The sequence below is a fragment of the Duganella dendranthematis genome, from assembly GCF_012849375.1.
Classification (GTDB): domain Bacteria; phylum Pseudomonadota; class Gammaproteobacteria; order Burkholderiales; family Burkholderiaceae_D; genus Rugamonas; species Rugamonas dendranthematis.
The window spans coordinates 665755-688845 of sequence record NZ_CP051684.1 but is presented as its reverse complement, the minus strand read 5'-3'; the positions used below and the strand labels follow the sequence as shown (position 1 = coordinate 688845).

Below are 23091 nucleotides of genomic sequence, written 5' to 3'. Positions count from 1 at the left end.
ACCGACGGGCGCTTATTTGGCGCCAGGCTCCTTGATCAGGCGGTGTACCAGCACCGGGATTTTGGAATGCTGCAACACCTTGTTGGTTACACTGCCCAGTAACAACTGACCCCAGCCGCTGCGGCCGTGCGATCCCATGAAGATCAGGTCGCAACCATGCTGTTGCGCGACGTCGACGATTTTCAGCGCGGCGCTCTCGTGGAAGGCGGTGAGCGTGGTGCAGTTGACGCCGCGTTTGGCGCAGGAATCGGCCACGTCCTGGGTGTGGTCGGCGCCGGCGCGCTCCATCGCGGCGCGGTATTCGGCCTCGCTGGGATAGCTGGGTGGAATGATTTCGACGTAGATCGGGTACTGGTATTCCGGCGCAACAAACAGGGCCAGCACTTCGGCGCCCAGCTGTTCGGCAAACTGCACGCCGGCGCAGGCGGTCTTGCTGGATACGGCCGAGCCGTCGGTGGTGATCAGGATTTTGCGGTACATGACAAACCTCCCTTTTATGCATCAACTCACAAGATGATTGTAGCCCCGATTTACATTATTAACAGTATGGAAAGACTTGATGTTTATCAAATAAAATCGCTTTATCCTGTGGTGCAGGGTGTGGGCTTTTATGCGTCTGACACGTTTTTTTTGCACTAAAGCACTACTTTTGTGTCCTGCGGCATACCTCGGTGATCTTTCCAATGTTAGTATCTCCAAATACAGCTAGTTTAGGCAGTAAATTTATCAATATGGAGAAGCAGGGATTATGACTAACGCCGCTGACGATTTCGACGCCTTATTTGAAGAAGTGTCCGCTCAGAGCAAGACAGCAGCGCCCGCTCCAGCGCCTGCGCCAGCCCCGGCCGCCAGCGCAGAAGACGACCTGGAAAGCCTGTTTGAAGAAGTCGCAGCGGCCCGTCCGGCCGATGCCGCGCCCGCCGCCGTTGCTGCGCCCGCCGCAGCCGCCCCAGCCGAGGGGGCGCCCGTCGAAGACAAGGCCATGTTCGAACGCCTGGGCGGCATCGTGCGTTTGTTGCACGATTCGCTGCGCGAACTGGGCTACGACAAGGCCCTGACCGAAGCGTCGAGCCAGATCAACGACGCCCAGGACCGCCTCGAATACGTCGCTACGCTGACCGAGCAAGCCGCCAACAAGGTGCTCAACACCCTGGACGAGGGCATGCCGGAGCAGGACACGCTGTCGAAAAAATCAAAAGACATGGAAAACCGCTGGGCCGACCTGTTCGCAGGCAAGCTCAGCCTGGAGCAGTTCAAGCAACTGGCCGGCGACTCGCAGCAGTTCGCGATCGCCGTGTCGGCCGCCACCGAAGCGGAAAAGGCGCGCCTGCTGGAAATCATGATGGCCCAGGACTTCCAGGACATCACCGGTCAATTGATCAAGAAAGTGGTGACTATCACGAAAACTGTCGAGAGTGAATTGGCCACGCTGCTGCGCGACAATGCGCCGCCGGCGGTCAAGGAGAAGATTGCACAGAAAGAAGTGTCCCTGATGTCCGGTCCGTCCGCTCCGGCCGTGGCGCTGAATCAGGACAGTGTTGACGATCTTCTTGCCGATCTGGGGTTCTAATGGACGATATGCTGAAGGATTTCGTCGTTGAGGCGATGGATCTGGCGGTCAACGTGGAGGAGCACCTGCTGCGCCTCGAACGTGACCCCGAGAACAAGGAAACGCTGAACGCGGTGTTCCGTTCGTTCCACACCATCAAGGGCGGCGCCGGTTTCATGGGCCTGCCGGCGATGGTGACGGCCTGCCACCTGACCGAGAATCTGTTTGACGCCCTGCGGACCGGCGCCGCGCCGGTGACGCCGCTGTCGATCGAAGCGGCGCTGCAAGCGTCGGGCTTTGTCGCCGACCAGCTGGCCGAACTGAACGACGGCGCCGAGCCGAGCAGCCTGCCGGCGCTGCCGAGCGATCTGGAACAGTTGCTCAACGACGCCATCGCCGGCAAGTCCAGCGCGCCGGCCAAGCCGGCTGCCGCCGCCGCCGCGCCCGCACCGGCGCCAGTTGCCGCCGCCCCTGTCGCCGTTGCCGCCGCGCCATCGGCCGACGGCCTGGACTGGGAAGGCATGTATGAAACCGTGATGCCTGCCGGTAGCTACACCCGTTCCGCCCCGGCCCCGGTCGCGGTGGCCGCGCCGGTGGAAGCCGTTGCCGCAGCGGCCGCGCCGGCCGCTTCCGCGCCGCCAAGCGCCGCGGAAATCGCCGCTGTCGCGGCCGAAGTCAAGGCCGCGCCAGGTGCGCGCCGCGAAGTGGCCGACAAAAAAGACGAACGTGCCCACGCCGCGCCGGCCAAGGAAGAATCGATCCGGATCGACGCCGTCAAGCTGGACGCGCTGCTCGAAGTGGCCGGCGAATCGGTACAGGCCGCCAACCAGGCCGCCGTGCTGCTGGAACGCCTGATGCAGTTCAAGTTCGAAGGCCAGGCGCAGACGCTGATGTCGACGCTGGCCGAAACGCTGGAACGCGCCTCGCGCTACTCGACCGAACTGCAGCGCGCCACGCTGGCGACCCGCATGCAGCCGGTCGGCCGCCTGTTCCAGAAATTCCCGCGCCTGGTGCGCGAGCTGGCCAAGGATCTGGGCAAGGAAGTCGATCTGAACATCGAAGGTGCGGAGACCGAAGTCGACCGTGTGGTGGTCGATTCGCTGTACGATCCGCTGGTGCACATGCTGCGCAACGCGCTCGATCACGGCGTCGAGACGCCGGAAGAGCGCGCCGCAGTCGGCAAGCCGCTGCGCTCGTTCATCCAGCTCAAAGCGTGGCAGGAAGCCAACAGCGTGATGATCGTGCTGCAGGATGACGGCAAGGGCATGGACCCGGTCAAGCTGCGCCAGATCGCCTTGCGCAAGGGGCTGATCTCGGAATCGGCACAGTTGACCGCCGACGATTGCTATCAACTGGTATTCTTGCCGGGTTTCTCGACCAAGGAAGTGGCGTCCAGCGTCTCCGGTCGCGGCGTCGGCATGGACGTGGTGAAAACCGCCGTGGAGAAAAACCGCGGCGCGATCCACATCGAGTCCGAGCTGGGCAAGGGCACTAAGTTCTCCATCCGCCTGCCGATCGAGCTGTCGATCGTGCCGACCATGCTGGTCTCGACCTCGGGCGCCGCGCTGGCGCTGCCGATGGCCGTGGTACAGCGCGTGGTCGAGCTGCCGGAAGTGTTCATGGAAGTCGGCGGCGCGCCGGTGCTGAAGGACCAGGGCCGTCCGCTGCCGGTGCGTTCGCTGGCCGACTCGCTGGGCTACGAAAGCTGCCGCGAGAAGGTGGGTATTGTTGTCTCGGCACCACAGCCGTACATCCTGGCCGTGGAAGCGGTGGATGGCACTGCCGATCTGGTGATCAAGCCGATGACCGCGATTACCGTCGAGGGCATTACCGGCACGGCGCGCTCTGCAGAGGGCGAGCTGGTGCTAGTGGTGGGCCTATCGTTCCTAATGGACGGTTGCAGGGGTAGTGTACGCATGGCGGCTTGATTCACGGATCAAGCCAGAAAAGACCAAAAGCCTGCGTTCACGCAGGCTTTTTTTTCGCAGTAAAGAACACGGGGTCATACCAAGTGGATGGATGGGCAGAAGGCGTCGGGCTCAAGAGGCTGGACAGCGGTGGCTGCTATTGCATTGCACAATATGGCATAATCAAGTTGGATAATAGTAGCAGTACGCAAAGAACATCATGAAGACGCTTTACGACAAACTCTGGGAATCCCACGTAGTCAAGACCGAGGAAGACGGCACCACCATCCTCTATATTGATCGCCACCTGGTCCACGAAGTGACCAGCCCGCAAGCATTCGACGGCCTGCGCGCCGCCAACCGCCAGCCGTGGCGCCTGTCGGCCAACCTGGCCGTGGCCGACCACAACGTGCCGACCACCTCGCGCGCCGACGGCATCGCCGACCCGGTCTCGCGGCTGCAGGTCGAAACGCTGGACAACAACGCCAAGTCCTACGGCCTGACCTACTTCAACATGAACGACAAGCGTCAGGGCATCGTCCACGTGATCGGGCCGGAGCAGGGCGCGACCCTGCCGGGCATGACCGTCGTGTGCGGCGACTCGCACACCTCGACCCACGGCGCGTTCGGCGCGCTGGCGCACGGCATCGGCACCTCGGAAGTGGAGCATGTGCTGGCCACCCAGACGCTGCTGCAGAAAAAATCCAAGGCGATGCTGGTGGAAGTCAATGGCGTGCTGCCGGCCGGCGTCACCTCCAAGGACATCGTGCTGGCCATCATCGGCAAGATCGGCACCGCCGGCGGCAATGGCTACTGTATCGAGTTCGGCGGTTCGACCATCCGCGCGCTGTCGATGGAAGGCCGCATGACGGTCTGCAATATGGCGATCGAAGCGGGCGCGCGTGCCGGCATCATCGGCGTTGACGACACCACCATCAACTACGTCAAGGGCCGCCCGTTCTCGCCGGCCGGTCCGCATTGGGACCAGGCGGTGAGCTACTGGCGCACGCTGCACACCGATCCGGGCGCCAAGTTCGATCTGGTGGTGACGCTGAACGCCGCCGAGATCAAGCCGCAGGTCACCTGGGGCACTTCGCCGGAAATGGTGCTGCCGGTCGACGGCCGCGTGCCGGACCCGGACCTGGAAAAAGACGCCGTCAAGCGCGACGCCATGGAAAAGGCGCTGGTGTATATGAACCTCAAGCCGAACACGGCGATCGAGGACATCCGCATCGACAAGGTCTTCATCGGTTCCTGCACCAACTCGCGCATCGAAGATTTGCGCGCGGCGGCGGCGGTGGTGCGCGGCAAGCAGCGCGCGTCCAACGTCAAGCTGGCGCTGGTGGTGCCAGGCTCCGGCCTGGTCAAAGAGCAGGCCGAACGCGAAGGCCTGGACCGCATCTTCAAGGATGCCGGTTTCGAGTGGCGCGAACCGGGCTGCTCGATGTGCCTGGCGATGAACGCCGACCGTCTGGAACCGGGCGAGCGCTGCGCCTCGACTTCCAACCGTAATTTTGAAGGACGCCAAGGCCAGGGCGGACGCACCCATCTGGTGTCTCCCGCCATGGCGGCGGCAGCCGGTATCGCCGGCCATTTTGTTGACGTGCGTGCACTGCACTAACCCCTCTACCCACCGGGAATTATCATGAAAAAACTGATCGCTCTGACCATCCTCGCCATCACTATCACCGGCTGCAACACCATTGCCGGCATGGGCAAGGATGTGCAGAAAGCCGGCCAGGCGGTGCAGGGCGCTGCCGGGCATTAACGAACCGACGCCCCTCGCCCGCAGCGGCGGGGTGGCGTCCCAGGAAGAGCATTATGGAAAAATTTACGATTTACGAAGGTCTGGTCGCGCCGCTGGATCGCGCCAATGTCGACACCGACGCCATCATCCCGAAGCAGTTCCTGAAGTCCATTCACCGTACCGGCTTCGGCCCCAACCTGTTTGACGAGTGGCGCTATCTGGACCACGGCGAACCGGGCATGGACAACAGCAAACGTCCGCTGAACCCGGACTTCGTGCTGAACGAGCCGCGCTATCAAGGCGCCTCGATCCTGCTGACCCGCAAGAACTTCGGTTGCGGCTCCTCGCGCGAACACGCGCCGTGGGCGCTGGACCAGTACGGCTTCCGCGCCGTGGTCGCGCCATCGTTTGCCGACATCTTCTTCAACAACTGTTTCAAGAGCGGCTTGCTGCCCATCGTATTAACTGAAGCGCAGATCGATCATCTGTTCAACGAAGTCAAGGCGTTCCCCGGATACAAACTGGTGGTCGACCTTGAGCAGCAACGCATTTCCACCAGCAATGGCAGCATCTCCTATCCCTTCGAGATCGACGCCTTCCGCAAATACTGCCTGATGAACGGCCTCGACGATATTGGCCTGACGCTGCGTCACGCCGACACCATCCGTGAATACGAAGCGCGTCATCTGGCAAACCAACCCTGGTTGGCTAACGTCATCTAAAGATCAAAGACATGAAAATCGCAATCCTCCCGGGCGATGGCATCGGCCCGGAAATCGTCACCCAAGCGGTCAAGGTACTGAACGCGCTGGGCGAGCAATTTGAACTGGAAACCGCGCCGGTCGGCGGCGCTGGCTACGAAGCCAGCGGCCATCCGCTGCCGGACGCCACGCTGCAACTGGCCAAGGACGCCGACGCCGTGCTGTTCGGCGCCGTGGGCGACTGGAAGTACGACACGCTGGACCGTCCGCTGCGTCCCGAGCAGGCGATTCTGGGCCTGCGCAAGAACCTCGGCCTGTTCGGCAACCTGCGTCCGGCCATCCTGTATCCGGAACTGGCCAACGCCTCGACGCTGAAGCCGGAAATCGTCTCCGGCCTGGACATCCTGATCGTGCGCGAACTGACCGGCGATATCTACTTCGGCCAGCCGCGCGGCGTGCGCGAGTGCCCGGACGGTCCGTTCAAGGGCCAGCGCGAAGGCTTCGACACCATGCGCTATGCGGAAGGCGAAATCCGCCGCATCGCCCACGTGGCGTTCCAGGCGGCGCAAAAGCGCGACAAGCGTCTGACCTCGGTGGACAAGGCCAATGTGCTGGAGACGTTCCAGTTCTGGAAAGACATCGTCACCGACGTGCATAAAGAGTACCCGGATGTCGCGCTGGACCACATGTATGTCGACAACGCCGCCATGCAACTGGTGCGCGCGCCGAAGAAGTTCGACGTCATCGTCACCGGCAATATGTTCGGCGACATCCTGAGCGACGCGGCGGCGATGCTGACCGGTTCGATCGGCATGCTGCCATCGGCCTCGCTGGACGCCAACAACAAGGGCTTGTACGAGCCGTCGCACGGTTCGGCGCCGGACATCGCCGGCAAGGGCATCGCCAATCCGCTGGCGACCATCCTGTCGGCCGCGATGATGCTGCGCTTCTCGCTGAACAAGGAAGAGCAGGCCAACCGTATCGAAAACGCCGTCAAGAAAGTGCTGGCCCAGGGCCTGCGCACCGCCGACATCTACGAAGCCGGCACCACCAAGGTGGGCACGGAAGAGATGGGCAACGCGGTCGTCAAAGCACTCGCATAAAAATTCATAGACAAGGAAGAGCAAAATGAAACTCGTAGGTCTGGTAGGTTGGCGCGGTATGGTGGGTTCGGTCCTGATGCAACGCATGCAGGAAGAGGGCGATTTCGCCCATATCGAGCCGGTGTTCTTCACCACCTCGAATCCGGGCGGTAATGCACCGGCGATGGCCAAGAACGAAACCAAGCTGAAAAGCGCGACCGACATCGACGAACTGAAAAAGTGCGAGATCATCATCTCGTGCCAGGGCGGCGATTACACCACCGAGGTGTTCCCGCAACTGCGCGCAGCCGGCTGGAACGGTTACTGGATCGATGCGGCATCGACCCTGCGCATGGAAAAAGATGCGGTGATCGTGCTGGACCCGGTCAATATGCACGTCATCAAGGACGCGCTGGGCAAGGGCGTGAAGAACTTCATCGGCGGTAACTGCACCGTGTCGTGCATGCTGATCGGCCTGGGCGGTCTGTTCCAGCACGGTCTGGTCGACTGGATGACCTCGATGACGTATCAGGCGGCATCGGGCGGCGGCGCGCAGCACATGCGTGAACTGCTGACCCAGTTCGGCACCATCAACAGTGCGGTCAAGCCGCTGCTGGATGATCCTGCTTCGGCGATCCTGGAAATCGACCGTCAGGTGCTGGTCACCCAGCATGGCCTGTCGCCGGACGAGATCAAGCAGTTCGGCGCGCCGCTGGCCGGCAACCTGATTCCGTGGATCGACAAGGACTTGGGCAACGGCCAATCGAAAGAAGAGTGGAAAGCCGGCGCCGAGACCAACAAGATCCTCGGCCTGGGCGCGGACTTCGGTTCGAAAGCGATCCCAGTGGACGGCCTGTGCGTGCGTATCGGCGCCATGCGTTGCCACTCGCAGGCGCTGACCATCAAGCTGAACAAGGATGTGCCGCTGGACGAAATCACCGACATCATCGCTTCGGCCAACCAGTGGGCGAAAGTGGTGCCGAATACGCGTGAAGCCTCGGTCAAGGATCTGTCGCCAGCCGCGGTGACCGGCAGCCTGACGATTCCGGTGGGCCGTCTGCGCAAGATGAGCATGGGTCCGGAGTATCTGTCGGCCTTCACGGTGGGCGACCAGCTGCTGTGGGGCGCGGCCGAACCGCTGCGCCGCATGCTGCGCATTGTGCTGGACCAGTAAACCCGCACCGCCATGCGGGGTCTGACCCCGGATGGGGTCAGACCCCAAGCCGTGCAGGCTGCGTCATCATTGCAAGAGAAGGGGTTTTTCCTATGTGTTCTCATAGGGGAAATCCCTTTTTGTCGTTTAAAGTGGTGCAAAGCTTGCACGCTCCTGTGCATGATGTTATGTTGATATATCTGGGAAAGTAACATTTTCCAACTGACAACCATAAGAACCGCCCCACTATGCCTGTACAAAATCGCCCCCGCATTGTTTCGTTTGCGTTGAAAACGCTCACCAGCGCTGTTGCTAGCGCGGTGCTAGTGGCCTCCACGGCCAATGCGGCTGGGTTAGGCAAGTTGACGGTGCTATCGTCGCTGGGTCAGCCGCTGCGGGCGGAAATCGAATTGACCTCGGTCTCGGCCGAGGAAGCCAGCGCGCTGGTGGCCAAGCTGGCGCCGGCGGATGCCTTCCGCAGCGCCAATATCGACTTCAATCCAGCATTGAGTTCGCTACGTTTTGAAGTCGAGCCGCGCAATGGCCGGCAGGTCATCAAGGTCAGCTCCAGCCAGGCCATCAACGAGCCGTTCGTCGACATGCTGCTGGAACTGACGTGGAACGGCGGCCGCATGGTGCGCGAATATACGTTCCTGCTCGACCCGCCGGACCTGCGCGCTGCCCAGGCGCCGCAAGTGACCGCGCCGGTGGATGTCAGCAATCGCACCGGGCAGGCGCCAGCCGCAGCACCGGCGCAGACGCCAACCGCCGCGCAGCCAGCCGCGGCAGCTGCTGCAGCGGCACGCGCAGAGCCGGCACGTCCGCAGCCGGCCGCCAAACCGACGGCCAGGGCCGCCGCCGCCGACTACACCGTCAAGCAGGGCGATAACCTGACCCGCATCGCCAACCAGGTCAAGCCGGTGGATGTGTCGCTGGATACCATGCTGGTCGCGCTGTACCGCGCCAATCCGGAAGCCTTCGCCGGCAAGAACATGAACCGCCTGAAATCCGGCCAGATCCTGGCCGTGCCGGATGCCGAACAGATCCGCGCTGTCGGCGGCGAAGGCGAGGCGCATGGCGTGGTGGTCGCGCACGCAGCCGACTTCAACGCCTACCGCGCCAAGCTGGCCGGCCAGGTCGCCGCCAGTCCGGCCGCCAAGGAAACCGAACCGAGCAAGATCGCGTCGGGCAAAGTCACCGCCAAGGTGGAAGAGAAACCCAACGCCACCAACACCGCGCAGGACAAGCTGACGCTGTCCAAGGCCACCACCGAGAAACCGCAAGCCGGCAAGACCGGCGTGGCGGCGGAAGAAGACAAGATCGCCAAGCAGAAGCAGGTGGACGAAGCTGCCGCCCGCGTCAAGGAACTGGAAAAGAACGTCAACGATCTGGAAAAGTTGATGGCCTTGAAGAGCAAGACGGCCGCCGATGTGAAGGCGCCGGCCGCCTCCGCCTCCGCAGCGGCCTCCGTTGCGGCCTCGGCCCCGTCCGAAGTCAAGCCGAAGCGCACGCTGGTGCTGCCGCCGAAGTTTGCCGAGCCGAGCCTGTTCGAAACGCTGATGGACAATATCGCCTATGTCGGCCTGGCCGCCGTAGCGGTGCTGGCTGGCGCGCTGGGCATCATCGCTTCGCGCCGCCGCAAGAAATTCGTCGTGCCGCAGGACGAACCGTCGATCCTGGGCGATACCGCGCTGCCGCCACCACAGCCGCTGATCGCCGATGCCGGCGGCCAGAGCATCGATACCAACAACAGCGTGTTCAACTCGAACTTCGCGCCGTCCGCCAGCCAGCTGGACACCAATGAAGTCGATCCGGTCGCGGAAGCCGATGTCTACATCGCCTACGGCCGCGACGCCCAGGCCGAAGAGATCCTGAAAGAAGCGCTGCGCACCCATCCGGAACGCCACGCCGTGCGCCTGAAGCTGCTGGAAATCTATGCCGCCCGCAAGGATGCGCGCGCGTTTGAAACCCAGGCCTCCGAGCTCTACGCGCAAACCCGCGGCCAGGGCGACGAGTGGGATCATGCTGCCGGGCTGGGCAAGGCGCTCGATCCGTCGAATCCGCTGTACACCGCCGGCCAGGATGAGGGCAGCTTTGCCGCCGTGCCGCTGGCTGCCGGCGCTGCTGGCGTTGCCGCCGGCGCCGCTGCTGTCGCCGCGTATGAATCGTCGGACTTCAGTAACGACTTCGGTGACACCTTCGGCGCTGAAGCGCCGGCCCCGGCACCTGCCGCCGCGCCATCGCCGCTGGACTTCGACCTGAGCCAGGACGCCGTGCGTTCGGCCCCAATCTCGCACAGCCCCGACTTTGGCGCCGATTTCGCTGCCGACGACATGGAAACCGCGCTGCCCCAAGCAGCCGATGCCGCCATCTCGCCAGCTTCGGTAGCGGCAGAAAACGACAACCTGATGGACTTCGACCTGGGCGGCCTGAGCTTCGAGCCGGTCCCCGCGCCGTCGCCGGCGATTGAAATGCCGGCCCCTGCCGCCGAGCCGGAAGCGCCTGCGCCAGTCGACGACATGAGCCTGGACTTCGGCCTTGACCTGCCATCGCCGGCCGCCGCGCCTGTTACTGCGCCCGCGCCGGAACCACGCGACCTGACCACCGTCGATCCGCTCGACCTGGACCTGGCCGGCTTCGACATTCCGGAAGTACGCGCCTTCACCGAGCCGCCGAAGGAACCGGCGCCGCTGGACTTCGACGCCACTTTGGACCTGCCGCCTGACGTGGAAACCATCACGCCAGCACCGGCCCCGGCAACGCCGGAATTCGACCTGTCGAATATCGACCTGGACCTGGGCAGCTTCAACAACGACACCGCCGCCCCGGCTGCCGCCGCAGCCAGCAACGAACCAATGTCGGCGATGCAGATGGAGATGGATACCAAGCTGGATCTGGCAGTCGCCTATCAGGAAATCGGCGACAAGGAAGGCGCGCGCGAGCTGCTGGACGAGGTGCTGCGCGGCGGCAGCGACGAGCAAGTCGCCAAGGCCAACGCCATGAAGGCCCAGCTGGGATAAAAGCCCGGCGTTATATAATGGCTGACTCAGACATTTAGATTGGGCAGCAATTGAAACGGATCGCAATCGGGCTCCAGTACGACGGTCAGGCCTGGCAGGGTTACCAGAAGCAAATCCACGGCCTTACCGTGCAGGACAAGCTGGAGCATGCGCTGCAGGAGTTCACCAAAGTGCCGCTGGCAACCACTTGCGCCGGCCGCACCGACGCCGGTGTGCACGCCAGCGAGCAGGTGGTGCATTTCGATACCGATCTCGATCGCGTGCCGTACGCCTGGCTGCGCGGCATCAACGCCTTCCTGCCGCCATCCATTGCCGTGCGCTGGGTGAAGGAGCTGGAAGGCGATCCGAGCGTGCTCGATTTCTTCCACGCCCGCTTCAGCGCCCAGGCGCGCACCTATCACTACGTGCTGTACAACAATCCCACGCGTTCGCCGCTGCTGGTCGGCCGTGCCGGTTTCTACCATCGCCCGCTGGACGTGGAGCGCATGCAGGCGGCGGTCGCGCCCTTGCTGGGCTGGCACGACTTCACCACCTTCCGCGCCGCGCAATGCCAGGCCAAGTCGCCGGTCAAGCTGATGCACGATATCCAGATCCGCCGCCATGGCGAGCTGATCGTGTTCACCTTGAAAGCCAACGCCTTCCTGCACCATATGGTGCGCAACCTGGTCGGCTCGCTGGTGTACATCGGCCAGGGCCGCGAAGAGGTCAGTTGGCTGGGCGAATTGCTGGCATCTAAAAATCGCGGACTGGCCGCGCCGACCTTCATGCCGGACGGCCTGTACCTGGCGAAAATCGACTACGATGAAAAGTGGGCACTGCCGCAGGAAAGCACCAGCGCGCTGCCCTGGTTTTAAAGGATGAGCATGCGCACCCGTATCAAGATCTGCGGCCTGACCCGCGAAGAAGACGTGCAAGCCGTGGTGGCTGCCGGCGCCGATGCGATCGGCTTCGTGTTCTATCCGAACAGCCCGCGCTACGTCACGCCCGAGCGCGCCGCCGAACTGATCCGCAGCGTGCCGCCGTTTGTCAGCACCGTCGGCCTGTTCGTCAACGCCACGCCGGACGAGGTGGCCGCGATTGTGCGGGTAGCGCCGTTGTCGTTGATTCAGCTGCATGGCGATGAAACCGTGGAAGAGGCGGCCACCATCGCGGCGGCGGCGGGGCGGCAGTACATGAAAGTGTTCCGCGTCAAACCTGACACGCTGCCGCATGAACTGCTAGAATATGCGCAGGCAAACCGCGCCGCCAGTCCCTTGTTCACCAGCCTGTTGCTGGATACCTATGTGGACGCCTACGGCGGTGCAGGAAAGGGTTTTGATTGGTCTCTCATTCCAAAAGATCTCGCGCCTCGGGTCGTTTTAAGTGGTGGCTTGAGCGTACACAACGCGACTGACGCGGTGGTCGGTGTACGTCCCTACGCTGTCGACATCAGTTCTGGTGTCGAGGCGGCCAAGGGAATCAAGGATGCCCGCAAGATCGCCGACTTTGTCGCGGCGGTGCGGGCCGGAGATGCCATTTTAGAAAGCTAAGCCCATCATGAATCCTCAAGCGAAACCGCTGTTCCACGCTAAAGAATACGATTTACCCAACGCCAAAGGTCACTTTGGCCCCTACGGCGGCAGTTTTGTCGCCGAAACGCTGACCTACGCGCTGGCCGAGCTCAACGAAGCCTACGAGCGCTACAGCAAAGATCCCGAGTTCCTTGAAGAATTCCGCTACGAGCTGAAGCACTTCGTCGGCCGGCCGTCGCCGATTTATCACGCCAAGCGCTGGTCCGAGCTGGCCGGTGGCGCGCAGATCTACTTCAAGCGCGAAGACCTGAATCACACCGGCGCCCACAAGATCAACAACGTGATCGGCCAGGCGTTGCTGGCCAAGCGTATGGGCAAGCCGCGCATCATCGCCGAGACCGGCGCCGGCCAGCATGGCGTGGCTACCGCCACCATCTGCGCGCGTTTCGGCCTGGAGTGCGTGGTCTACATGGGCAGCGAAGACGTCAAGCGGCAGGCGCAGAACGTCTACCGCATGAAGCTGCTGGGAGCGACGGTTGTGCCGGTCGAATCCGGTTCCAAGACGCTGAAGGACGCGCTCAACGAAGCGATGCGCGACTGGGTCACCAATATTGAAAACACCTTCTACATCATCGGCACTGTGGCTGGTCCGCACCCGTATCCGATGCTGGTGCGCGACTTCCAGTCGGTGATCGGCGAGGAATGCCTGGTGCAGATGCCGGAAATGACCGGCCGCCAGCCAGATTATGTGGTGGCCTGTATCGGCGGCGGTTCCAACGCCATGGGCATTTTCTACCCGTACATCGATGAGAAGAATACCAAGCTGGTTGGCGTTGAAGCGGCGGGCGAAGGGCTGGACGGCGACAAGCATGCCGCCTCGCTGACCAAGGGCTATCCGGGCGTGCTGCACGGTAACCGCACCTATCTGCTGCAAGACCAGAACGGCCAGATCATCGAGACGCATTCGGTGTCGGCCGGGCTGGACTATCCAGGCGTCGGTCCGGAGCATGCGTATCTGAAGGATAGCGGCCGTGCCGAGTACGTCTCGATCACGGACGAGGAAGCGTTGCAGGCCTTCCATGATTGCTGCCATATCGAGGGCATCATTCCGGCGCTGGAGTCGTCGCATGCGCTGGCCTATGCGGCCAAGCTGGCGGCTACGCTGCCGAAAGATAAGATTGTTTTGGCCAACCTGTCGGGCCGTGGTGACAAGGACATGCATACGGTCGCAGAGCGTATGGGTCTGAACTTCAACTAAGGAAACCGACAATGTCCAACATCGCAGCAACCTTCAGCGCTTTGAAAGCGCAAAACAAGACCGCGCTCGTCACCTTCATCACCGCCGGCGATCCCGGCAAGGACTCCACGGTGCCGTTGATGCACGCGCTGGTGGCCGGCGGCGCCGACATCATCGAACTGGGCGTGCCGTTTTCCGACCCGATGGCCGAAGGCCCGGTGATCCAGCGTGCCTGCGAGCGGGCGCTGGCCAATGGCGTCGGCATTCAGGATGTGTTTGACTACGTGGCCGAGTTCCGCAAGACCAACCAGACCACGCCGGTGGTGCTGATGGGCTATGCCAACCCGATCGAACGCATCGGCGCAGCCGAATTCATTTCGCGTTCGACAGCGGTGGGGGCGGATGGCGCGATTGTGGTCGACTATCCGCCGGAAGAATGTGAAGAGTTCGCCGCCGCCATGCGTGCGGCCGGGCTGGACCTGATCTTCCTGCTCGCGCCGACCTCGACCGAGCAGCGCATCGAGCAGGTGGCCAAGGTCGGCGGCGGCTTCAGCTACTACGTCTCGCTGAAAGGCGTGACCGGCGCCGGCAATATCGACGTGGCCGATGTGGCGCAGCGGCTGACGGCGATCCGCAAGCACGTCAAGTTGCCGATCGGCGTAGGTTTCGGCATCCGCGACGGCGCCACCGCGCGCGCTGTGGCCGAGGTGGCGGACGCCGTTGTCATCGGCAGCCGTATCATCCAGGAAATCGAAACCGCCGGCAAAGACGGCGCAGTCGCCGCCGTACAAGCCTTCACCACCTCCATCCGCACCGCCCTCGACGCTTAATGCGTTTACCGGGGGGCGCCGCCATGGCGCCCCTTGAAATATCCCTAATGTTGAGTATATTGAAATAATGTCTCTTCAATAGTGTATTTCCTCTAAAGTTCGACAGGTCTGCGAGAAACGGCTACACTTCGGCCCACGAGTAAGCTGCAAGGAGAATTTATGAGTTGGTTGGAAAAACTGCTGCCCCCCGAATCCAGCGTTCTGACGCTGCCGCGCGCAAGACCATGCCGGAAGGCCTGTGGGTCAAATGCCCGTCGTGCGAAGCTGTCCTGTACCGCACCGACCTGGAGTCGAACCTGCACGTTTGCCCGAAATGCGACCACCATATGCGCATCCGCGCCCGCGAACGCCTCGACAGCCTGTTCGACGCCGGCGGCCGTTATGAAATCGGCATGGACACGCTGCCGGTCGATACGCTGAAGTTCAAAGACAGCAAGAAATATCCAGACCGTCTCAAACAAGCCATGGAAGCCACCGGCGAGACCGATGCGCTGATCGTCATGGGTGGCTCCATCATGAGCCTGCCGGTCGTGGTGGCGTGCTTCGAATTCGAATTCATGGGCGGCTCGATGGGCTCCGTGGTCGGCGAGCGCTTCGTGCGCGGCGCGCAACAGGCGCTGGAACAGAAAGTGCCGTTCATTTGCATCACCGCCACCGGCGGCGCCCGCATGCAGGAAGGTCTGCTGTCGCTGATGCAGATGGCCAAGACCACCGCCATGCTGACCAAATTGTCGGAAAAGAAACTGCCGTTCATCAGTGTGCTGACCGACCCGACCATGGGCGGCGTGTCGGCCTCGTTCGCCTTCATGGGCGACGTGGTGATCGCCGAGCCAAAAGCGCTGATCGGCTTCGCCGGCCCGCGCGTGATCGAGAACACCGTGCGCGAGAAACTGCCGGAAGGCTTCCAGCGCGCCGAGTTCCTGGTGACCAAAGGCGCGGTGGACATGATCGTCGACCGCCGCAAGATGCGTGAAGAAATCGCCCGTCTGCTGGCCTTGCTGCAAAATCAACCTGTGGAAGTGCTCGCCTAAAAAACGACCCGGCCCACACACTACGGCGCGCAATCGGATATCATCCGGCCTGCGCGCCGTTTTCATTTCAGAGTCCCATCATGTCGAACCTCCCAACTACTTTGCCCGCCTGGCTTGCGCTGCTTGAATCGCGCCATGCCGAAACCGTCATCAACATGGGCCTGGACCGCGTTCTCGCTGTCAAGGAACGCCTGCAGCTGAGCTTCAGCTGCCCGGTCATCATGGTGGCCGGCACCAACGGCAAGGGCTCGACCTGCTCGATGCTGGAATCGATCCTGCTGCGCGCCGGCTACAAGGTCGGCCTGTACATCAAGCCGCATTTCCTCGATTTCAACGAGCGCGCGCGCGTCAATGGCGACCTGGCCAGCGATGAAGTGCTGGTGGCCGCTTTCAACGAGGTCGAAGCCGCCCGTGGCGACACCACGCTGACCTATTTTGAATTCACCACGCTGGCGATCATGAAGCTGCTGTCGCAAGCCGGCATGGACGTGGTGATCCTGGAAGTGGGCCTGGGCGGACGCCTCGACGCAGTCAACATCGTTGACGCCGACGTTTCCATCGTCACCAGCGTCGACATCGACCATACCGACTACCTGGGCGACACCCGCGAGAAGATCGGCTTCGAGAAGGCCGGTATTTTCCGCGCCGGCAAAACCGCGATCTGTTCCGACCCGGTGCCGCCGCAGTCGCTGATCGACCACGCCGAAGCCATCGGCGCCGACTTGTGGCTGATGGGCCGCGATTTCAATTATTCCGGCGACAAGCAGCAGTGGAGCTACGGCGGCCGCAACCAGCGCCGCAATTCGCTGGCCTACCCAAGCCTGCGCGGCGCCAACCAGATCCTCAATGCCTGTGCCGCGCTGGCCGCACTGGAAGCGCTCAAGCTGGAATTGCCGGTCGGCGCGCAGGAAGTGCGCACCGGGCTGGTGACGGTGGAACTGCCGGGCCGCTTCCAGGTGTTGCCGGGCCGTCCAACCACCATCCTCGACGTCGCTCACAATCCGCACGCCGCCGCCGCGCTCAACCAGAATCTCGGCAATATGGGTTTTCACCGTTACACCTACGCCGTGTTCGGTTCGATGCAGGACAAGGATATCGACGGCGTGATCGCCGCCATGTCCGAGCACGTCGATCACTGGTGCCTGGCGACGCTGCCGTCGCCGCGTTCGGCCAGTGCGTCGGAACTGGCCGCCAAGGTGCAACTGGTGCAGCCGGAGCGCGACGAACGCACCATCAATGTGTTCGATGATCCTGCCGCCGCGTACGCAAATGCCGTCAGCCGGGCCGGTGAGGATGATAGAATTGTGGTCTTTGGATCGTTCCTGACCGTGGCTGGTGTCATGGCGGCACGAAAATCCTCACTCCACTGAACGCACAGGACTGAAATCACGCATGGGCTTGTTCTCGAAATCCGGTAAAAACAAGCAAGACGCTGGCCAGGACAGCGGCTATTACACCAGCGCAGATGACCAGGCGGCAACGGAACGCGCCCGCTCCAAGCGCGCTTCGTCGGCCGATGGTCCCAAGCGCCGCTCGCGCGACCGCGAAGAGGATGATCCGGTGTTGCCGGAAAAGAAACGCGCGCGCCGCCGGCTGGTCGGCGCCATCATGCTGGCGCTGGGCGTCGCCGTCGGCTTGCCGATGCTGCTCGACTCCGAGCCCAAGCAGATCGCGTCCGATATCGAAATTAAAATTCCATCCAAGGACAAGCCGGTCGCCGAGGCTGCGCCTGCGCCTGCGCCTGCCGCCACCGTGCCGGCCAACGCCGCGCTAGACAGCAGGGAAGAAATCGTCGAGGACGTGAAGCCGGCCGCCAAGCCAGCCGCCACCACCACTGCCGCAGCCACTGCCGCAGCCGCGCCGGTGGTCGCCGCCGTCGATACCACCAAACAGGACGCCGCCAAGGCGGAAGCCAAAGCCAAGGCGGACGCCCGCGCGGAAATCATGGCAAAGGCGCAAGCTGAGCGCGAACTGAAGGCCCGCCAGGACGCCGACTACAAGCAGGAACAGGAACGCAAGCAGGCCGAGGCCAAAGCCGAAGCCAGGCTCAAGGCCGACAAGGACGCCGAACGCAAACTGGCCGAAGCCAAAGCCGCCAAGGCCGCCGAAGCCAAGCCGGCCGCTGCGCCGTCCAAGTCCGACGACGCCCGCGCGCTGGCCATCCTGGAAGGCAAGGGCGCCGCGTCGGCGGCCGAAGGGGGGCAGAAATTCGTACTGCAAGTGGCCGCACTGAGCGACCAGGGCAAGGCGGACGAACTGCGCGCCAAACTGAAAAACGCCGGCATCAGCTCGTTCACGCAGAAAACGCCATCGGGCATTACCCGCGTGCGGGTCGGCCCGTTCGGCAGCAAGGAAGAGGCCGAGAAGGTCAAGGCCAAGCTGACCAGCATGGGCCTGGACGGCCGCCTGGAAACCGTCTGACGTGACGCTCTTCGACTACCTGGTGATCTTCGTGCTGGCCACGTCGGTCATCATTGGTCTGGTGCGCGGCCTGGTCAAGGAAGTGCTGTCGCTGCTGAGCTGGATCGTGGCGTTCGTGGTGGCCAATGCCTACGCGGCGCCGCTGGCGCAGATGCTGCCGGCGGCGGTGCCGGGCGAGGTGCTGCGGCTGATCGTTGCCTTTATTGCACTGTTTATCGGTGCACGGATTTTGATGAGCCTGTTGTCGCTGGCGCTGGACGCCTTGCTCGACGCGGGCGGCCTGAGCTTCATCGACCGCGTGCTCGGCGCCGCGTTCGGCGTTGCCCGTGGACTTGTAATTGTGCTGGCCGCCGTCATCTTGAGTGGGATGACCTCGCTGCCACAACAGGATTTTTGGAAGCATGCGATGTTGAGTCCTTACGCGGAAGAAGGCGTACGGATGGCCAAACCCTATCTTCCCGCTGCCATCGCGCAGCATGTAAATTTTTGAATTCTTTAAATCTGCGTTTTTAAATCTGTAGTCCAGTCCAGGAGCACCATCATGTGTGGCATTGTCGGCGTCGTTTCCCATCAACCTGTCAACCAAATGCTGTATGACGCCTTGCTGCTGTTGCAGCATCGCGGTCAGGATGCGGCAGGTATCGCGACCAATCACAGCAGCATGTTCGCCATGCACAAGGCCAACGGCCTGGTGCGCGACGTTTTCCGTACCCGTAACATGCGTACGCTGCAAGGCAACTCCGGTATCGGTCACTGCCGCTACCCAACCGCCGGCTCGTCGAGCGAGGAGGAGGCGCAACCGTTCTACGTCAACGCCCCGTTCGGCATCACGCTGGCCCACAACGGTAACCTGACCAACTGGGAACAGCTCAAAAAAGAGATGTTCGAGAATGACCGCCGCCACATCAACACCGATTCCGATTCGGAGGTGCTGCTGAACGTGCTGGCGCACGAAATCGAAAAAGCCACGGTCGGCATTTCGATCGACGCCAACACCATCTTCAACGCCGTGACCGTGTTGCACCGCCGCGTGCGTGGCGGTTACGCTGCGGTGGCGCAGATCGCCGGCGTCGGCCTGCTGGCATTCCGCGATCCATTCGGCATCCGTCCGCTGTGCCTGGGCATTAATGAAACCGCCGAAGGCACCGAATACCTGATCGCGTCGGAATCGGTGGCGCTGGAAGGCATGGGCTTCCGCTTTGTGCGCGACATCGCGCCGGGCGAAGCGGTGTTCATCGACACCAACAAGCAGCTGCATTCGCGCCAGTGCGCCGACAATCCGTCGCTGAACCCGTGCGTGTTCGAGTTTGTGTATCTGGCCCGTCCGGATTCGGTCATCGACGGCGCCTCGGTGTACGCCACCCGCCTGAAAATGGGCGAGTACCTGGCCGAGAAAATCAAGCGCGAGCTGAAAGACATGAAGATCGACGTCGTCATGCCGATCCCGGATTCGTCGCGTCCTGCCGCGATCCAGCTGGCGCTGGCGCTGAACGTGGAATACCGCGAAGGCTTCATCAAGAACCGTTACATCGGCCGGACCTTCATCATGCCGGGCCAGGCCGCGCGCAAGAAATCCGTGCGCCAGAAGCTAAACGCGATTCCGGACGAATTCAAGGGCAAGGTCGTGCTGCTGGTCGATGACTCGATCGTGCGCGGCACCACCAGCCGCGAAATCGTGCAGATGGCGCGCGACTCCGGCGCCACCAAGGTGATTTTCGCGTCGGCCGCGCCGCCGGTGATCTACCCGAACGTGTACGGCATCGACATGCCGACCCGCGACGAGCTGATCGCCCACGGTCGCACGGTGGAAGAAGTCTGCCGCGAAATCACCGCCGACGCCCTGGTGTACCAGGACATCGATGCGCTGAAACGGGCGATTTCGGATGTCAATCCGGCGTTGACCAACTTTGAAGCATCGTGCTTCGACGGCGTCTACGTGACCGGCGACGTGACCCGCGAGTATCTCGATAAACTGGAATACGAGCGTCACCACCCGACCAAGGCCGCCGCGCCGGAAGATGCTGGCCGTTCGCAGCTGAACCTGAACCTGGCAGCCAGCGAAGCGTAACTATGAGCGACAAGAAGAACTACGGCTTCACCACCACCATCCTGCACGGCGACCGCCAGAAGGGCATCGAGCACGGTTCGCTGCACAAGCCTATCCATACCTCGGTGGCCTTCGGCTACGCCGATGCGCGTCAGCTGGCGTCGGTTTTCCAGGGCAAGGAACCGGGCTTCCGCTACGGCCGCCAGGGCAACCCGACCATCTCGGCCCTGGAAGACAAGGTCAACAAGATGGAGCAGGGTGTCGGCACCATCTGCTTCGCCACCGGCATGGGCGCGATCGGCGCCGTGGTGCAGGCGTTGTTGCGCACGGGTGATCATGTGGTGTCGTCGGCCTTCTTGTTCGGTAATACCAACAGCCTGTGGCAGACCGCCATGAGCCAGGGCATCGGCGTGTCCTTCGTGGACGCGACCGATGTGGCCAATGTGGAAGCGGCCATCACCGAGAACACCCGCGTGGTCTTCGTGGAAACCATCGCCAATCCGCGCACGCAAGTGGCGGACCTGAAGCGCATCGGCGAACTGTGCCAGGCGCGCGGCATCCTGTACGTGGTGGACAACACCATGACCACGCCCTACCTGTTCCTGCCGAAAGCGGTGGGGGCGGGCCTGGTGGTTAACGCGCTGACCAAGTCGATCGGCGGCCACGGCAATGCGCTGGGCGGCAGCCTGACCGACACCGGCGCCTACGACTGGACCCGCTTCCCCAATATCTACGAGAACTACAAGAAAGCCGCGCCGCTGCAATGGGGGCTGGCGCAGATCCGCGCCAAGGCGCTGCGCGACTTCGGCTCCTCGCTGGCGCCGGACGCCGCGCACCACATCGCGGTCGGCGCCGAAACGCTGGCCCTGCGCATGCAGCGCACCACCGCCAACGCGCTGGCGCTGGCCGAGTTGCTGGAGAAGGATGAGCGCGTCGCCGCAGTATACTATCCGGGCCTGCAGTCGCATCCGCAGCACGCCATCAGTTCGGAACTGTTCCGCGCGCACGGCTCGCTGCTGAGCTTTGAACTGAAGGATGGCCTGGACTGCTTCGACTTCCTGAACCGCCTCAAGCTGGCGATTCCGGCATCCAATCTGGGCGACAACCGCACGTTGATCATCCCGGTCGCGCACACCATCTTCTACGAGATGGGCGCCGAACGCCGCGCCTCGATGGGCATTGCCGAATCGCTGATCCGCGTCTCGGTCGGCATCGAAGACACCGCCGATCTGCTGGATGATTTCTGCACCGCCCTCGAAGGCTGCTAATTGCTTTTGCCCCCGGTGGCGAATAACCAACGGGCGATATGTTTAGTTTGCTCAAAGTTACCTTCTTGGATAGACTTGATTTTTAAGCACTTAAGTCGAGGGGTAACCATGAAAGCCGCTTTTTTACTGATGGCCGCGCTGGCCGTGGGCAATGTCGCACTGGCTGACGAATTGACCGACGCCAACAAGCTGATGGAAGCGAAGAATTATGCGGGCGCGATGCCGCTGTATGTGAAGCTGGCGTCGGCCGGTAATCCTGCAGCGCAGTTCCGGTTGGGCGAGATTTACTGGTATGGCGAAGGTATGCCTGCCGATACCGCCAAGGGTGACGAGTGGTTCCGCAAAGCGAGTGCCGCCGGCTACGCCGAGGCCAAGGCCGCCCTGACGCTGACCACACAACGCCAGGCCCGTCAAAAAGACATCGACTACTACGTGCAGGGTTATGACGGCGCCGATGTGGCCCTGTCCAATGCCAAATGCGTCACGCCGGACATTCCGGCACGCTCGACCAACAAGCAGGAAATCAAAGGGGTCGGGGATGGCATCGATGCCTGGATGACCTGCTACAACGGCTTCGTGCAAAAGCTACAGGAGTTGCTGCCAGCCGGAAAGGCGATTCCCGCCGACCTGTCCAACCTGATGACCGATGCCGAGATTGGCCGCGCTTCGGCGCAGATGGACCGCGCCTACAGCGCAGTGATTCAGGATGCCCGGCGTCAGGCCGACAAAATCGTTGCCGCGCGCACTGCATGGCAGGCTGGCACCAATGAGTATGTCAGCACGGAGAACGAGCGTACAGCCCGTCACAAGGAAATGCGCGATCGCGAAATACTGGACTTCGCGACCGCATCCGGATCGGTGCGGGATGTCGCACCGAACAACATCAAGCGTTAGTGCCAGGTGCGCATCAGGCCGACCGCCAGGCCTTCCAGCGCGAACTCGTCCGCTTCCGGATCGACGGTGATGATCTTGAAGTCCGGATTTTCCGGCAGCAGTTCGATCAGGCCGCCGGTCTTGCGGTAGCGCTTGACCGTGACGTCGTTGCCGATGCGGGCGACGACGATCTGGCCGTTCTTGGCGCTATCGACTTTTTTCACGGCCAGCAGGTCACCGTCCATGATGCCGGCGTCGCGCATCGATTCCCCGCGTACCTTCAGCAAATAATCCGGCTTGGCGGCGAACATGGCCGGGTCGACGTTGTAGTTGGTTTCCAGGTTTTCTTGCGCCAGGATCGGCGAGCCAGCGGCCACGCGGCCGATCAGCGGCAGCGACATCATCAGCGCGGCCGGAATTTTCGACGCGGCCGGTTCGGCGTGCACGCCCAGCAGACGGATGCCGCGTGAGGTGCCGGCGGCGATTTCAATCGCACCCTTGCGGGCCAGCGCCTGCAAGTGTTCCTCGGCGGCGTTGGCGGACTTGAAGCCCAGTTCATTGGCGATCTCGGCGCGCGTCGGCGGGAAGCCGGTGTTTTCGATCGCGTCCTTGATCAGATTCAGGATTTGTTCCTGGCGGGCGGTGAGCTTAAGCATGGGGTACGGTGAGCCTGTGTATATAGACAGTCTGTATTTTTGTACAGTATGCCTTGAA

The 23091-nt window shown here is 62.6% G+C and carries 20 protein-coding genes and 1 pseudogene; 19 read left to right on the top strand and 2 right to left on the bottom strand.

Features of this window, described 5'->3' with window-relative positions; genetic code table 11:
• Nucleotides 1-12: 12 nt before the first annotated feature.
• Complete coding sequence (locus tag HH213_RS03235; protein ID WP_110844551.1) at nucleotides 13-480, bottom strand: universal stress protein; 468 nt, start codon at nucleotides 478-480, stop codon at nucleotides 13-15.
• Nucleotides 481-748: 268 nt separating this feature from the next.
• Between HH213_RS03235 and HH213_RS03230 the strand changes: the two genes are divergently transcribed.
• From HH213_RS03230 to HH213_RS03140, 19 genes and pseudogenes are all read left to right on the top strand, one after another.
• The gene (locus tag HH213_RS03230; RefSeq protein ID WP_110844550.1) at nucleotides 749-1570 is read left to right on the top strand and encodes a protein phosphatase CheZ; all 822 of its coding nucleotides are present in this window, start codon (nucleotides 749-751) and stop codon (nucleotides 1568-1570) included.
• A complete protein-coding gene (locus HH213_RS03225; protein WP_169110721.1) occupies nucleotides 1570-3477 on the top strand; it encodes a chemotaxis protein CheA in 1908 nt (635 codons plus the stop codon). The genes HH213_RS03230 and HH213_RS03225 overlap by 1 nt, the downstream gene beginning before the upstream one ends.
• Before the next feature lie 196 nt (nucleotides 3478-3673).
• The gene (gene leuC / locus HH213_RS03220) at nucleotides 3674-5077 is read left to right on the top strand and encodes a 3-isopropylmalate dehydratase large subunit (protein WP_110844548.1); all 1404 of its coding nucleotides are present in this window, start codon (nucleotides 3674-3676) and stop codon (nucleotides 5075-5077) included.
• 24 nt (nucleotides 5078-5101) lie between these two features.
• Nucleotides 5102-5224 (top strand): entericidin A/B family lipoprotein, encoded by a 123-nt coding sequence (locus HH213_RS03215; protein ID WP_169110719.1) that lies wholly within the window; start codon nucleotides 5102-5104, stop codon nucleotides 5222-5224.
• A gap of 53 nt (nucleotides 5225-5277) precedes the next feature.
• Nucleotides 5278-5925 carry a 3-isopropylmalate dehydratase small subunit gene (gene leuD, locus HH213_RS03210; RefSeq protein ID WP_110844546.1) on the top strand — a complete coding sequence of 216 codons (648 nt, stop codon included), beginning with the start codon at nucleotides 5278-5280 and terminating at the stop codon, nucleotides 5923-5925.
• Nucleotides 5926-5936: 11 nt separating this feature from the next.
• Nucleotides 5937-7007, top strand: a complete 1071-nt coding sequence (gene leuB, locus HH213_RS03205) for a 3-isopropylmalate dehydrogenase (RefSeq protein ID WP_110844545.1) — start codon at nucleotides 5937-5939, stop codon at nucleotides 7005-7007.
• A gap of 25 nt (nucleotides 7008-7032) precedes the next feature.
• Nucleotides 7033-8160 carry an aspartate-semialdehyde dehydrogenase gene (gene asd / locus HH213_RS03200; RefSeq protein WP_169110717.1) on the top strand — a complete coding sequence of 376 codons (1128 nt, stop codon included), beginning with the start codon at nucleotides 7033-7035 and terminating at the stop codon, nucleotides 8158-8160.
• 227 nt (nucleotides 8161-8387) lie between these two features.
• On the top strand, nucleotides 8388-11159 hold the full coding sequence (locus HH213_RS03195) for a motility hub landmark protein FimV (protein ID WP_169110715.1): 2772 nt from the start codon (nucleotides 8388-8390) through the stop codon (nucleotides 11157-11159).
• 50 nt (nucleotides 11160-11209) lie between these two features.
• Nucleotides 11210-12013 carry a tRNA pseudouridine(38-40) synthase TruA gene (gene truA, locus HH213_RS03190; RefSeq protein ID WP_169110713.1) on the top strand — a complete coding sequence of 268 codons (804 nt, stop codon included), beginning with the start codon at nucleotides 11210-11212 and terminating at the stop codon, nucleotides 12011-12013.
• 3 nt (nucleotides 12014-12016) lie between these two features.
• Nucleotides 12017-12688 (top strand): phosphoribosylanthranilate isomerase, encoded by a 672-nt coding sequence (locus HH213_RS03185; RefSeq protein ID WP_169110711.1) that lies wholly within the window; start codon nucleotides 12017-12019, stop codon nucleotides 12686-12688.
• A gap of 7 nt (nucleotides 12689-12695) precedes the next feature.
• The gene (trpB, locus tag HH213_RS03180; RefSeq protein ID WP_110844540.1) at nucleotides 12696-13928 is read left to right on the top strand and encodes a tryptophan synthase subunit beta; all 1233 of its coding nucleotides are present in this window, start codon (nucleotides 12696-12698) and stop codon (nucleotides 13926-13928) included.
• 11 nt (nucleotides 13929-13939) lie between these two features.
• Nucleotides 13940-14737 carry a tryptophan synthase subunit alpha gene (gene trpA, locus HH213_RS03175; protein WP_169110709.1) on the top strand — a complete coding sequence of 266 codons (798 nt, stop codon included), beginning with the start codon at nucleotides 13940-13942 and terminating at the stop codon, nucleotides 14735-14737.
• A gap of 159 nt (nucleotides 14738-14896) precedes the next feature.
• A pseudogene (accD, locus tag HH213_RS03170) lies at nucleotides 14897-15768 on the top strand (acetyl-CoA carboxylase, carboxyltransferase subunit beta).
• A gap of 80 nt (nucleotides 15769-15848) precedes the next feature.
• Nucleotides 15849-17138 carry a bifunctional tetrahydrofolate synthase/dihydrofolate synthase gene (gene folC, locus HH213_RS03165; RefSeq protein WP_169110707.1) on the top strand — a complete coding sequence of 430 codons (1290 nt, stop codon included), beginning with the start codon at nucleotides 15849-15851 and terminating at the stop codon, nucleotides 17136-17138.
• A gap of 22 nt (nucleotides 17139-17160) precedes the next feature.
• The gene (locus HH213_RS03160; RefSeq protein WP_169110705.1) at nucleotides 17161-18189 is read left to right on the top strand and encodes an SPOR domain-containing protein; all 1029 of its coding nucleotides are present in this window, start codon (nucleotides 17161-17163) and stop codon (nucleotides 18187-18189) included.
• A 1-nt stretch (nucleotide 18190) separates the two neighbouring features.
• A complete protein-coding gene (locus HH213_RS03155; protein ID WP_169110703.1) occupies nucleotides 18191-18679 on the top strand; it encodes a CvpA family protein in 489 nt (162 codons plus the stop codon).
• Between the two features lie 51 nt (nucleotides 18680-18730).
• Nucleotides 18731-20257, top strand: coding sequence for an amidophosphoribosyltransferase (gene purF / locus HH213_RS03150; RefSeq protein WP_110844534.1), 1527 nt, complete (start codon nucleotides 18731-18733; stop codon nucleotides 20255-20257).
• 2 nt (nucleotides 20258-20259) lie between these two features.
• Complete coding sequence (locus HH213_RS03145; RefSeq protein ID WP_110844533.1) at nucleotides 20260-21504, top strand: cystathionine gamma-synthase family protein; 1245 nt, start codon at nucleotides 20260-20262, stop codon at nucleotides 21502-21504.
• Nucleotides 21505-21612: 108 nt separating this feature from the next.
• On the top strand, nucleotides 21613-22398 hold the full coding sequence (locus HH213_RS03140; RefSeq protein WP_169110701.1) for an SEL1-like repeat protein: 786 nt from the start codon (nucleotides 21613-21615) through the stop codon (nucleotides 22396-22398).
• Here the strand turns inward: HH213_RS03140 and lexA are convergent.
• Nucleotides 22395-23033 (bottom strand): transcriptional repressor LexA, encoded by a 639-nt coding sequence (lexA, locus tag HH213_RS03135; RefSeq protein ID WP_110844531.1) that lies wholly within the window; start codon nucleotides 23031-23033, stop codon nucleotides 22395-22397. The genes HH213_RS03140 and lexA overlap by 4 nt on opposite strands.
• Nucleotides 23034-23091: the final 58 nt, after the last annotated feature.